Raw genomic sequence first — 13,819 nt, 5'->3', positions numbered from 1 at the left:
AATGAGCAAAGAAGAATTTCCATTTGAACCCGGGCAGGAATGGCTCGAAGTAATTGGGGCCCGCGAACATAACCTGAAAGATGTTTCGGTCAGAATTCCTCGTTTTAGCCTTGTGGTTGTAACTGGTTTGAGTGGTAGTGGGAAATCATCGCTGGCGTTTGATACTATTTTTGCCGAGGGCCAGCGCAGGTATATGGATACTTTTTCTGCTTATGCTCGTCAGTTTATTGGCGATATGTCGCGTCCCGATGTTGACCGGATAACAGGACTTTCGCCAGTTATTTCCATTGATCAGAAGACTTCAGGCCGCAATCCCCGCTCCACTGTTGGAACAATAACGGAGATTTACGACTATTTGCGGCTACTCTACGCACGAGCATCTATGGCCTATTCCCGGCATACCGGCAAACCCATGGTTCAGTATTCTGACGCACGCATTATCGAAATGATTGAACAGCGGTTTGCCGACAAGCAGATTGCGGTGCTTGCTCCATTGGTGAAGGCCCGGAAGGGACACTATCGCGAATTGTTCGAACAATACCGAAAAATTGGTTTTGTATTTTTCCGCATTGATGGAGAAATAACAGAGGCTGTTCAAGGGCTTCAGGTCGACCGATATAAAATACATGATATTGAACTGGTTGTCGATCGCATTGAAGTGTCAGCGACAAGCAGCAAACGTCTGGGCAAGGCATTGAATCTTGCTCTGCGATATGGAAAGGGTGTTGTGGCCATTCACGACGAACAAAACAAAAACATCGCTTTTTATAGTCGAAAACTGATGTGTGAGGAAACCGGGGAATCGTATGAATTGCCCGAGCCGAATTCATTCTCGTTTAACAGCCCATACGGCGCCTGTCCGCACTGTAAAGGGCTGGGAACTGTTTCCGAAGTGGATATCAAAAAAATTATCCCCGACAAAAGGGTGGTTTTGCGCAAAGGCGGAATAGCACCTCTTGGAGAATACAAAAACAATTGGGTTTTCAAACAAGTTGAGCTTATTTGTAAAAAATACGGCAACACCCTCGACGATGAAGTTGGAGACCTCAGCGATGATGCATTGAATGCCATTTTGTATGGTTCGAATGAAATGCTCAATCTCACAAACGAATACCTGGGCGTTACCAGCAGCTACAATCTTTCATTTGATGGAATCATTAATATGCTTTTGAACAGACAGGATGACGACATGAATCCTGCGCTCAAACGCTGGGCTGAGTCGTTTATGAATATGATTCCATGCCCTGAATGTGAAGGATCTCGTTTGAAAAAGGAATCCCTTTTCTTCAAAATTGACGAAAAGAATATTGCCGAAGTCTCGGATTATGAAATGGATGCACTGCTGTCCTGGATCAGTAATTTACCTAAAAGGCTGGACAAACGTACCGGCGCCATTGCAAATGATATCATTAGGGAGCTTTCTTCAAGAATTGGATTTTTGTCGGAAGTTGGTCTGAATTATCTTAGCCTGAGCCGACCGGCAGCATCGCTTTCGGGTGGAGAATCGCAGCGGATCCGGCTTGCATCGCAGATCGGGTCAAAGCTTACCGGTGTTTTGTACATTCTCGATGAACCCAGTATCGGGCTGCATCAGAGCGACAACCGCAAGTTAATTGAAAGTATCAAACGACTGCGCGACGCAGGTAACTCGGTGATTGTTGTTGAACACGACGAGGAAATGATCCGGGCAGCTGATTATGTAATTGACATGGGGCCCGGTGCTGGTCGCAAAGGTGGCTACATTACCTTTGCCGGTGTGCCAGCCGAAATGTCAAAACATTCAACACCAACCTGCGATTATATTAATGGAATCAAATCTATTTCGGTTCCGGAAGAAAGACGTAAACCAGATTCACGCCTGATCACCGTCAAAGGAGCAACAGGTCATAATCTCAACAAGGTGCAGGTCGATTTCCCAATTGGGTTGTTTGTCTGCATCACTGGGGTGTCAGGTAGTGGGAAAAGCTCATTGGTAAACGAAACCCTGTATCCTGTTTTAAGCAACAAGTTGTACAAAAGTATTACACGTCCGCTGAAATACGCGTCGATTGAAGGATTGGAGCATATTGATAAAGTGATAGAGATTGATCAGGCTCCCATTGGAAAAACGCCGCGCAGCAATCCGGCAACTTACACCGGAGTGTTTGATGAAATTAGAAAATTATTCACAATACTGCCGGAATCGAAAGCCCGGGGCTACAAACCTGGCCGTTTTTCATTCAATGTGGCTGGGGGCCGATGCGAAACCTGTAAGGGTGCCGGACTAAAAACCATTGAAATGAATTTCCTGCCCAATGTGTATGTCAATTGTGATGACTGCGACGGGCGCCGCTACAATCGTGAAACGCTGGAGGTTAGGTTCAAGGGTAAAAGCATCAGCGATGTGCTTGATCTCACTATAAATCAGGCGGCCGAATTCTTTGAAAACCAGCCTTATATTCTCACCTATGTTTCGACCTTGCAAAAGGTGGGGCTTGGGTACATCAAGCTGGGACAAAGTTCCACGACGCTCTCCGGTGGCGAAGCGCAGCGTATAAAACTGGCAACCGAACTCACGCGTAAGGATACAGGCCGGACCCTTTATATTTTGGATGAGCCAACAACAGGACTTCATTTTGAGGACATCCGGGTTTTGCTTGAAGTGCTCAATACACTTGTTAAAAGAGGCAACACCGTCATTGTGATCGAGCATCACCTCGATGTAATTGCCTATGCTGATTACCTCATCGATCTGGGGCCCGGTGGAGGCAAGCATGGTGGCAGGATTGTTGCGACAGGAACCCCCGAAGAGGTTGCTCAAGTGTCTGATAGTCTGACAGGTAATTATCTGAAAGAGCACTTCGAAAACAGAAATAGAAAATGAACTTTTTAATTGAAGGAAATATGATGAACGACAACAATGGGTTTGAACACCTGAATGATGATGAAAAAATCCGCCGTGCGCTGGAACCCAAAAACTGGCATGAAGTAAAAACGCATGACTCCTGGCAGATTTTTAAAATCATGTCTGAGTTTGTAGAAGGTTTTGAGACACTGGCGGCCATTGGCCCCTGTGTTACTATTTTCGGCTCAGCCCGGACAATGACCAGCGACCCTTATTACAAACTTGCCGTTGACATTGCCTACAAGCTCTGCAAAGCGGGTTACGGGGTAATTACCGGTGGCGGTCCTGGCATCATGGAAGCCGGTAACCTCGGGGCTAAAAAAGCAGGTGGCAAGTCGGTGGGTCTTAACATTCAGCTTCCGTTTGAACAGGAAGCAAATGAGTACATCGATAAAGATAAAATCCTGAATTTCAAATACTTTTTTGTCCGGAAAGTAATGTTTATGAAATACAGTCAGGGCTTTATTGTATTGCCCGGCGGATTTGGAACATGCGATGAAATGTTCGAAGCATTGACGCTGATTCAGACAAAAAAAATCGCACATTTCCCGATTGTGCTTGTTGGCAAAGAGTATTGGACTGACATGGACAAATGGTTCCGCGAAACCATGGTGAAATTTGGCAATATCGCAGAAAAGGATCTTAATCTCTACGAATTTGCTGAAACTCCGGAAGAAGCGGTTGCTTTTATTGAGAATTATTACAAAAAATACAATCTCACCCCCAACTTCTGATAATGAGATCTGTCCTGCCATTAAGGTTTTTGTCCGGAATGCAGGGGCAACAATCACATATTGTGGTTGATGTACTAATTAACGGATTTGCTGCTTCGATGATTATCGACACGGGCGCATCGAATTGTGTGCTTGATGCTGAGCGATCTGAACGATTCCGGCTCATTCATGATCCTTCTCTTGAACGTGAATCCGCCATTGGAATTGGTTCCGGGAGTCTGAGTATTTCATTGTCGAGGTGTGACAGGTTTGAACTCGGCGATTTTAAAATGGATAAGTTTCCGTTCGTTCTGCTTGATCTAAGTACAGTAAATGAGACTTTTGGCAAAGCTGGCTGTGATCCCGTGGACGGTATCATCGGAACAGACCTGCTGCTGGCAGCGAATTCCGTAATTGATTATAAATCAGCAACAATACTGTTTCGGGGTAACAAAAGAGCGCTTGAAAAAATATTCCGGAATATATTTATTTCCTGACGGAGATTAATGATTATGAGGTAAATGCGATTTTCTTGAATTATTTTAGGGAAAATGCTATATAATTCATTCAGTTGTTCTATCTTTGCACCCTCAAAATTTTGACGAAAAGTCTTTTAAACTGTTTGATATGCAAATAAAAGGAACGATCAGGTTTTTTGCTGTTATTTTCATTTTGGTAAGTTTGTATTCTCTCTCTTTTACCTATTGCACACGCAAGGTAGAGAAAGATGCAAAGGAATATGCTACCAGTGAAGCTGCATCACAGCTGGCCAAAGAACTTGCTGAAGGAGACACGCTTCGCGAACGGGTCATTTTTGACTCTATTTCAGCCGCGTGGGAAAGTTATTATCTCGACTCAATGTCGAATGAAGTCATTTACAATCTGGCGTGGATTAAAAAATTCACCTACAAGGATTGTAAAGACAAGGAAGTTAACCTTGGTCTTGACCTCAAGGGAGGTATGAACGTGACTTTGGAAATTTCCGAGGCTGATATTATTATTGCTCTTTCCGGCAACAATCAGGACCCGAATTTCAAGAAAGCAATTAAGAATGCTGTCGAAAAACAGAAAAATTCGCAGTCAGCCTATGTTGACCTTTTCGTCGAAAGCATCAATGAATTTGCTCCTGGAAAACCACTGGCCTCTTTTTTCCTGACCCGTGAACTGAGCGATCGCATCAAAACAAACAGCACCGATGATGAGGTGATTAAAGTTTTGGAAGATGAGATCAGCAGTGCAATTGACCGCACTTTCATGGTTCTTCGTAAACGTATCGATAAATTCGGCGTTACCCAGCCAAATATCCAGAAACTAAGCACCAGCGGACGTATCCTCGTCGAACTCCCGGGTGTGAAAGATCCTACCCGCGTTCGTAAAATTCTCCAGGGAACTGCCAAGCTGGAGTTCTGGGAAACGTATGATTTTGTTGAAATCTTACCTGCAATTGAAAAGGCAGACGAGACTATAAAAAATATTTTAAGCAAGCAGGTGCTCACACCCGATTCTTTGAATGCTGATTCAACAGTGGCTAAAGATTCAGTTGCTACTGCTCAAAACAAGCCGTCATCGCTGGAGCAGAAGCTTGATGAAATTCCAAGTCAGACTGACACTACTCAAACAGCCACCAACGAAAAAGCTGAGAATCCTCTGATGTCGCTCTTCGCAAGCTTTAATGTCGTTGACAGTGAAGGAAAACGTTATCCAGGCGAAGGCCCGATGATTGGATATGTTCATTCAAAAGATACCGCCCAGGTTAATTCATATCTGGCTTTGGTAGCCAACTCATTCACCAACACCTGGTTTGCCTGGGGTGCAAAAGCCATCAAAATGGATGTGCCCGGTGACTTTTTCGAACTCTACGCGCTCAAAATAAGCACTACTGACGGAACACCGAAACTCGAAGGCGACAAAGTTGCCGATGCATGGCAAGACTATGACCAGAATGGCCGCGTTGAGGTTTCGATGATGATGACCAGCGAAGGAGCTAAAATTTGGAAAAAGCTCACCGCCGATAATATTGGGAAGAGCATCGCTATTGTACTTGACAACTATGTGTACTCAGCTCCGAATGTTTTAGGCGAAATTCCAAATGGTCGTTCTTCAATTACAGGTGATTTTGATGTAGCTGAAGGTCAGGATCTTGCAAACGTGCTCAAGTCAGGTAAACTGCCTGCTCCTGCACGTATAGTTGAAGAGGCTGTTGTCGGTCCTTCGTTAGGTATTGAAGCAATCAATGCAGGTATGATATCCTTCTTGATTTCGTTTGTATTGGTGCTTATTTACATGATCTTTTTCTATAACAAAGCTGGTCTGGCAGCAAATATTGCTCTTCTGACCAACGTTGTGCTGATTTTCGGAGTGCTTGCTTCTATGGGAGCGGTTCTTACTCTCCCTGGTATCGCTGGTATTGTCCTCACCATTGGTATGGCGGTGGATGCAAACGTTATTATCTATGAGCGTATTAAAGAGGAATTACGAGCCGGGAAGGGAACACGGCTTGCTATTGATGATGGATTTAAAAATGCGCTTAGCGCCATTATCGATGGTAACGTAACAACGCTCCTCACCGGTATTATTCTTTTGTGGTTCGGCTCGGGTCCTGTTCAGGGATTTGCCACAACCCTTATCATTGGTATTTTCACTTCTCTGTTCACGGCACTGTTTGTAAGTCGTCTGATATTTATCTGGTGGCTCGATCGCAACAGACCTATCTCTTTCTTTACGAAGATTACTGAGAAATTATTCACTACCACTAAGTTTGACTTTATCAAAATGAGAAAGTATGCTTATGTGTTTTCGGGAATTATTTTCGTAATCGGTATCTACTCTTTAGCAACACGTGGAATGAGCTGGGGCGTTGATTTCTCGGGAGGCCGTACCTATGTGGTTCGTTTTGACAACGATGTAAAAGTAGATGATATTCGTGGTGAGTTGTTTAAAGCAATGGGTGAAACACCTGATGTGAAAACTTTTGGTTCAAATAATCAGGTCAAGATCACTACAAAATACCTGGTTGATGATAACTCTGAAAATGCCGACTCATTGGTTGAAACCAAAATATTTGAATCGCTCAAAGGCTTCTTCAACACCAGCATGACCTTTAAAGATTTCACGTCAGATGATCCGGAGAAAGTACTTGGACGACTCAGCAGTCAGAAAGTGGGACCGACCATTGCCGATGACATCAAGCAGTCTTCAATATATGCCTTGATTCTGGCTCTGATTGTGATTTTCGTTTACATTGCCGTCAGGTTTAAGAACTGGCAGTTTGGTCTGGGAGGTGTTGTAGCTTTGTTCCACGATGCCATGTTTGCCATATTCATGTTCTCCTGGTTCCATGGAATACTTCCTTTCACCCTCGATGTTGACCAAACATTTATTGCCGCATTGCTTACCATTATTGGTTATTCAATCAACGACACCGTGGTTATCTTCGACCGTATCCGTGAGTACAGGACATTGTATCCTAATCGCGACAACAAAACAAACATCAACGATGCTGTTAACTCAACCTTGGGCCGTACCATTAATACTGCCGGTTCAGTAATCATTGTATTGCTTGCCATTTTCATCCTTGGTGGTGAAATCATCCGCGGATTCAGTTTTGCCATGCTCGTTGGAACAATTTCAGGTACATATTCGACGGTATTCATTGCAACACCGTTGGCTTATGACATGTTGAAACGTAAAGAAGCCAAGAAAAAACTCAAGGCTTAATATTCGAAATTTATTTCATTGGAATAGCCGGTTTTTACCGGCTATTTTTTTGTAATTCAATGAATTATGTAGATTATTATGTTTTTATCCATGGGAAAGTGCATTTTAATCGTTTAAAAATGAAAGTAGTAAACAATAATTGTTTAATTTAGCAACATCAAAAATTGTTGCTTATTTTAACCGTATTATAAGGATATGAAAAACAGGTTTTTAATGTTCTTGCTCGTCTTAGCCGTTGTAGCTGTGGCTCCGGTGAAACAATCGATGGCGCAAAAAAACTTCACTGCTGAAGCAGATGAGAAGTTTTCTCTGAATAAATATTACGATGCCATTGAGTTGTATAAAAAAGCGTACACCAAGGTAAAAAATAAAGTTGAAAAAAACAGGATCCTTTTTCAGATTGGCACTTGCTACTATCTGATCAACGATATGAAGAATGCCGGCCTGAATATGAAAAGGGTTATCAAGGCAAATTATCCGGAAGTTGAAGCATATAATGTTTATGCTCAAAGTTTGAAAATTCAGGGAAATTACGAAGAGGCACTTATTGCATTCAACGAATTTAAGGCGAAATATCCTGACGACAAGCGGGCAAATGATGGCATTGAGTCCTGCAAACTTTCTATTTCATGGCTGGATGCACCAACCCGTTATACGGTTGAACCAGACAAAAAGCTCAATTCCAGAAATGCTGATTTCAGCCCCGCTTATTTTGATAAAAAATATAAAGCCATCGTTTTCACCACCTCACGCGAAGAAGTTTATGGACGTGGCGAAGACAACTGGACTGGGTTACCTTTTACAGATTTGTTTGTCACTTCACAGGATAAAAAAGGGAATTACAGCACCCCTATTCCTTTAGATGAGGAGGGAATCCTTAATTCCGAAGCCAATGAAGGCTCCTGCACTTTCAATTCGAAATTCAGCACCATTTATTTTACCCGTTGCAGAAAAGAGAAAAAGAAAATTCTTGGTTGTGAAATTTACACATCTGAGAAAAAAGGCAAAAGCTGGTCTGAACCTGAATTGATTTCGATAGCTCCTGCCGATTCATTCACCGTAGGTCACCCATCTCTTTCAGAAGACGAACTTACGATGTACTTTGCAAGCAATATGCCCGGAGGCCAGGGAGGACGCGACATTTGGATGATTACTCGTTCGAAGAAAAATAAGCCTTTTGAGAAAGCAACCAATCTTGGTGAAATCATCAATACCACGGGCGATGAAATGTATCCCACCATTCGTGAAGTTGGTGAAAAGAAATATCTGTATTTTGCTTCCAATGGTCATGTAGGTATGGGTGGACTTGATATTTACCGATGCGACTTTGCCGACGGTAAATGGAGCACTCCGGTCAACATGAAATCTCCGCTCAATTCAAGCAGCGACGATTTTGCCATTATTTTCAACGATGACCCCAAAATGCTGAAAGATTCAGATGCCAAGGAAATGGGTTGGTTCACCACAAACCGCAAGGGTGGTCGTGGCAATGATGATTTATGGAGATTTAAATTGCCTCCGATTTTGTTTACTCTTGCCGGCATTGTTCGCGATGATAGCACAAAGCAAATTCTTAAAGGCGCTGAGGTTCGTATTGAAGGTTCAAATGGCACCATTTATACCGACTCGACAGACCAGACCGGATCGTATTATTTTGACAACATTCAGATTGTTGAAAATACTACATACAACATGTCAGTTTCATTGCCTGACTATTATTCGGAAAAAGGCAAGGAAACTACAGTTGGCCTTGAATTAAGCAAAGATCTTGTTCATGATTATTATCTGGTTCCAATACCAAAGAAACCGATTGTTCTTCCTGACATTTTATATGATCTGGCAAAATGGGATCTCAAGCCTCAATACGAAGACAGTCTTGATGGATTGGTAATCATTATGAAAGAAAATCCAACCCTTGTAATTGAACTTGGCTCTCACACCGATATTCGTTCTTCTGATGAATACAACGACACCTTGTCTTTCAAACGTGCAAAAAGTTGTGTTGATTACATCATTAGTCAAGGCATAGAGCCAGATCGTCTTGTTCCGAAAGGATATGGAGAACGTGTCCCACGTGTACTTGAATCAAACAAAGTTGTTAATTACAAAGGAAAAGATTACCGGTTCACCAAAGGACAGGTCATGACCGAAGATTTCATTAATGGTCTGGCAACTGAAGGTGAAAAGGAAGCGGCTCATCAGTTGAATCGTCGCACCACATTCCAGATTCTCAGAACAGATTATGTTCCAAAAGCAAACTCCAATACTCCGGTTAATCCTCAGATTCAGATCATCAACGATGATAAGGAAGAGGAGGGAACGGGTACTGAAAATCCTGGCGGAGGTGAAGGTGGCAACTAAAAGCAACCATCTTTCTGCGACTGGCTTCTGTGTGGTTTTCTGCAACAGACATTATTAGGTTTTTTTCTATAAATAAATGGCATTCCCTTTAACCAGGGGAATGCTTTTTTAATTTCGCAAACATGAATAACGACAAATATCTGCATCGTGGCGTTTCTTCCGGAAAAGAAGAGGTGCATGCTGCTGCTGAAAAAATAGGGCACGGAAGTTTTGAACGCGCTTTTTGCAGAGCAGACGCTGACCCGTCTGATCCGGAAAAGCTGATTGTCCTGCACGCCGATGGTGCAGGGACAAAAAGTGCACTTGCTTATGCATACTGGAAGCAAACCGGGGATCTGAGCGTGTGGCAGGATATTGCAACCGATGCGATGGTGATGAATACCGACGACATGCTGTGTGTTGGAATTGACAACCATTTTTTTGTGTCATCGACCATAGGCCGCAATAAGCACATAGTATCGGGCGACGTGATTTCAGCTATCATTGAAGGCAATTTGCGTTTTCGTGAAAAAATGAAGAGGTACGGAATTGATATTGTGCTTTCAGGCGGTGAAACGGCTGATGTAGGCGACCTTGTGCGCACCATTATCGTTGATGCAACAGCGCTGGGATTTATAAACAGAAGGGATTTTATCAGCAACGAGAAAATTGCTGCGGGCGATGTTATTGTCGGACTTTCTTCTTACGGACAATGTGAGTGGGAAGACCGCTACAACAGCGGAATTGGAAGCAACGGACTCACGTCGGCCAGACATGATATATTTGATTTTTCGGTCGGTCAGACTTTTCCGGAAACGTATGATCCGGCTATCGAAGCGTTTGCTTATGTAGGGCGGAATAAGCTTACACAGGCTTCACCGGTTGATGGCCTCGACATGGGGAAATTGGTATTGTCGCCCACCAGGACCTATTTGCCGCTAATGAAAAAAGTGTTTGAGACAATGCGAAGTTCAGTTCATGGATTGGTACATTGCACGGGTGGTGGCCAATTCAAATGCATTAAGTTCATCGATAAACTAAAAGTAGTAAAGGACAATTTCTTTGAAATACCACCGGTTTTTGAACTGATTATGAATAGTGGAACTGAGCCCGATGAAATGTATCGCACGTTCAATATGGGGCATCGTCTTGAGATTTATACCGATGAAAAGTCAGCTGTTGAAATTATCAAAATGGCTACTGATAAGGGCATTGGAGCTCAGGTTGTAGGGTATTGTGAAGACTCGCAAAAAGCGGAAGTTGAATTAAAAACACCCTTTGGGGATTTTAAAAAAGAAGTTTAAAAGATGGATATATTTAGCAAACTGAAAGAAGTTCACGATAAGTGGGAAGACATTGGGCGCATGCTGACTGAACCGGATATTAGTTCTGATATGAAGCGGTATGTGGCGCTGAACAAAGAATACAAAGAGCTGCAGTCTGTAACAGAGGCCTATCTTGAGTATTCAAGCGTATTGTCGAATATCGAGAACGCAAAGAACATTCTTCAGACTGAAAAAGACGATGAGTTTCGTGAAATGGCGAAGGCTGAGCTTGATGAATTGTATCTGAAGAAGGAACAGATGGAAGAGGATATAAAAATATTGCTGCTGCCATCTGATCCGCAGGATAAAAAGAACTGCATCATTGAAATTCGTGGCGGCACTGGTGGTGATGAAGCCAGCTTGTTTGCAGGAGATTTGTTCAGGATGTACACTCGTTATCTCGAAAACCGAAAATGGAAATACGATGTTGTCGATTTCACTGAAGGAACGATGGGTGGCTACAAAGAGGTGATCATAAACGTGACTGCAGAGAGTGCTTATGGTACTTTAAAGTTTGAATCCGGAGTGCATCGTGTGCAACGGGTGCCGGAAACTGAGGCCCAGGGCCGTATTCATACATCTGCTGCAACGGTAGCCATTTTGCCGGAGGCTGATGAAGTTGATGTTGAAGTCAAAGAATCGGACATCAGAAAAGACACTTTTTGTTCATCAGGTGCTGGCGGGCAATCTGTAAATACAACCTATTCCGCCATCCGCCTCACTCATATTCCGACTGGAATTGTTGTGCAGTGTCAGGATGAAAGGAGTCAGATAAAAAACTACGATAAGGCATTGAAGGTTCTACGAAGCCGTATATTCGAAATTGAACACCAAAAGTATTTGGATAACATTGCCAGTCAGCGAAAAACGCTGGTTTCATCGGGCGATCGCTCGGCAAAAATCAGAACGTATAATTATCCGCAAAGCCGGGTGACAGATCATCGCATCGGGATGACCGTGTATAATCTGCCCTCGGTTATGAATGGCGATATTCAACAATTTATTGATTCGTTGCAAATTGCCGAAAATACTGAAAGACTTAAAGAAGGCGTTAATATTTAACCTCACGATTTATGAACAGACAGGAACTCACAGACATTGTTTACAGAAAAAAATCAGTACTCTGCGTTGGACTGGACTCTGAGTATGCAAAAATCCCTGCGCATATCAGAGAAGGACGTAGTATTGAGGATGCAGTGTTCGAATTCAATAAGGAAGTTGTAGATGCCACTATCAACTACACCGTTGCTTATAAACCGAATCTGGCATTTTATGAGGCAATGGGATTGCCCGGTTGGAGCGCTTTGTACAGAACCGTTGCCTATATCAGGTCGCTCAATGAGCCTGTTTTCATAATAGCTGATGCCAAGCGTGCCGATATCGGAAACACTTCGCGTTTGTATGCTTCTTCATTTTTTGGAGACGGCAAAACAACGCCGGATTTTGATGCCGTTACTGTAGCTCCCTATATGGGAAAAGATTCAGTAAGTCCTTTTCTTTCGTTCGAAGGCAAGTGGGTGATTTTGCTTGCCTTGACGTCAAATCCCGGTGCCGATGATTTTCAGTTAACTGAAACTCCTGATGGGATGCAGCTTTTTGAAAGAGTCTTGGAACAATCGAAACAATGGGGGAATGCCGAAAACATGATGTATGTGGTGGGAGCCACCCGTGCAGAAATGCTCAGAAAAGTGCGAGCCATTGTCCCCGACAATTTCTTGTTGATACCAGGAGTCGGAGCTCAGGGTGGGGATTTGAACGAAGTGTTGAAAAATGGTTGGAATAAATCCGGAGGACTCTTGATTAATGCATCCAGATCAATTATATTTGCAGCATCCGGGGTTGATTTCGCAACTGCAGCTGCCGACGAAGCAGCACGAATGCAAAAAGAAATGGCCCGGTTTATAAATCAGCTCTAATTATGCGCCTCAACGCTGTTCTGTTTTTGCTTTTGATTCCTGTAGCTTTGTTTTCACAGGGAGATGATTGGTTTGACAACATAGAGAACATTACCGACAATGTTGAAGAGCCAATGCTATACTATGAACGTTTCAATGCTTTTACCGAGGGTGACTCGGTCCGGCTTTGCTACAAAAAACCCTGCAATGGAATTCAGAAAGATTTTTGGGAGAATGGGGTAATCAAACACAAGGCGTATTATCAGAATGGACGCATTACCAATGGTTACGAGAATTATTTCGATAATGAACAACAGGAACGCAAGTTCACAATTATCAACGCCAGCAGTGCTGAATTGGTTGTGTATTACAAAGACGGCACAATGCGTTCAAAGGTTGAATATCGAAGAAAAAACGCAGTGAAATGGACGGATTTTTACCCAAATGGAAATCTTGAATTTATAGAGGAATACGACAATGGAATGGAGTTTTATATTAAGTACAATTTCTATTTTATGAATGGTTCTCCACAGAGTATTCTTGAGCTGGTCGATAAAGACGAGCGTATATATACTGCTAAAACCTATTATAAAAACGGTCAGCTAAAAGATGAGGGATTCCGCCAGATGAACGCTGCGGCAGGTGATTATGTCCGGATTGGCGAATGGAAGTATTATGATGAGCAAGGGAAACTCATTAACTCGCACAACTTTTATAAAGGCGAAGAGATAGAAGATGAAGAAATTAGTGATTGAATTGCATCACCTGACTTCGACACTTTGAAATTTCCAATTTTGTAAGAAATTGATATATACATTTATGCAATTTTCAGGATGCTCAAATGGGTATCCCGGCAAAAAAGACATTGTTTATTCCTAAAACAATACTGACGTCCGGAGGATGTCAAACAATAATAGCATCCGGCTTTAGCCGGATGTAAAAAAG

At 42.8% G+C, this 13,819-nt stretch carries 9 protein-coding genes; all 9 read left to right on the top strand.

What is annotated here, in order from left to right:
• The first annotated feature begins 1 nt into the window (after nt 1).
• The 9 genes from A2W93_08505 to A2W93_08465 all read left to right on the top strand — a co-directional run bounded on the left by A2W93_08505 (nt 2) and on the right by A2W93_08465 (nt 13,629).
• Complete coding sequence (locus A2W93_08505; protein OFY55891.1) at nt 2-2,863, top strand: excinuclease ABC subunit A; 2,862 nt, start codon at nt 2-4, stop codon at nt 2,861-2,863.
• Between the two features lie 23 nt (nt 2,864-2,886).
• On the top strand, nt 2,887-3,618 hold the full coding sequence (locus A2W93_08500) for a Rossman fold protein, TIGR00730 family (protein OFY55910.1): 732 nt from the start codon (nt 2,887-2,889) through the stop codon (nt 3,616-3,618).
• 38 nt (nt 3,619-3,656) lie between these two features.
• The gene (locus A2W93_08495; protein OFY55890.1) at nt 3,657-4,094 is read left to right on the top strand and encodes a hypothetical protein; all 438 of its coding nucleotides are present in this window, start codon (nt 3,657-3,659) and stop codon (nt 4,092-4,094) included.
• A 130-nt stretch (nt 4,095-4,224) separates the two neighbouring features.
• Entirely contained in the window at nt 4,225-7,314 is a 3,090-nt protein-coding gene (locus A2W93_08490) for a hypothetical protein (protein ID OFY55889.1), read from the top strand.
• Between the two features lie 195 nt (nt 7,315-7,509).
• Nucleotides 7,510-9,675, top strand: coding sequence for a hypothetical protein (locus A2W93_08485; protein OFY55888.1), 2,166 nt, complete (start codon nt 7,510-7,512; stop codon nt 9,673-9,675).
• A 122-nt stretch (nt 9,676-9,797) separates the two neighbouring features.
• A complete protein-coding gene (locus tag A2W93_08480) occupies nt 9,798-10,958 on the top strand; it encodes a phosphoribosylformylglycinamidine cyclo-ligase (protein ID OFY55887.1) in 1,161 nt (386 codons plus the stop codon).
• A gap of 3 nt (nt 10,959-10,961) precedes the next feature.
• Nucleotides 10,962-12,041, top strand: coding sequence for a peptide chain release factor 1 (locus A2W93_08475; protein ID OFY55886.1), 1,080 nt, complete (start codon nt 10,962-10,964; stop codon nt 12,039-12,041).
• Between the two features lie 11 nt (nt 12,042-12,052).
• Complete coding sequence (locus tag A2W93_08470) at nt 12,053-12,895, top strand: orotidine 5'-phosphate decarboxylase (GenBank protein OFY55885.1); 843 nt, start codon at nt 12,053-12,055, stop codon at nt 12,893-12,895.
• A gap of 2 nt (nt 12,896-12,897) precedes the next feature.
• Nucleotides 12,898-13,629 carry a hypothetical protein gene (locus A2W93_08465; protein OFY55884.1) on the top strand — a complete coding sequence of 244 codons (732 nt, stop codon included), beginning with the start codon at nt 12,898-12,900 and terminating at the stop codon, nt 13,627-13,629.
• Nucleotides 13,630-13,819: the final 190 nt, after the last annotated feature.

The organism is Bacteroidetes bacterium GWF2_43_63 (assembly GCA_001769275.1).
Classification (GTDB): Bacteria; Bacteroidota; Bacteroidia; order Bacteroidales; family DTU049; genus GWF2-43-63.
Note: the sequence above shows the minus strand (reverse complement) of the source record. Positions and strands in the feature narration are given on the sequence as shown.

Bases quoted from the DNA above. Each gene is read 5' to 3' on its own strand.
- A2W93_08470 (OFY55885.1), top strand. From the start codon at position 12,053: ATGAACAGACAGGAACTCACAGACATTGTTTACAGAAAAAAATCAGTA.
- A2W93_08495 (OFY55890.1), top strand. From the start codon at position 3,657: ATGCAGGGGCAACAATCACATATTGTGGTTGATGTACTAATTAACGGA.
- A2W93_08485 (OFY55888.1), top strand. From the start codon at position 7,510: ATGAAAAACAGGTTTTTAATGTTCTTGCTCGTCTTAGCCGTTGTAGCT.
- A2W93_08465 (OFY55884.1), top strand. From the start codon at position 12,898: ATGCGCCTCAACGCTGTTCTGTTTTTGCTTTTGATTCCTGTAGCTTTG.
- A2W93_08500 (OFY55910.1), top strand. From the start codon at position 2,887: ATGAACGACAACAATGGGTTTGAACACCTGAATGATGATGAAAAAATC.
- A2W93_08505 (OFY55891.1), top strand. From the start codon at position 2: ATGAGCAAAGAAGAATTTCCATTTGAACCCGGGCAGGAATGGCTCGAA.
- A2W93_08480 (OFY55887.1), top strand. From the start codon at position 9,798: ATGAATAACGACAAATATCTGCATCGTGGCGTTTCTTCCGGAAAAGAA.
- A2W93_08490 (OFY55889.1), top strand. From the start codon at position 4,225: ATGCAAATAAAAGGAACGATCAGGTTTTTTGCTGTTATTTTCATTTTG.
- A2W93_08475 (OFY55886.1), top strand. From the start codon at position 10,962: ATGGATATATTTAGCAAACTGAAAGAAGTTCACGATAAGTGGGAAGAC.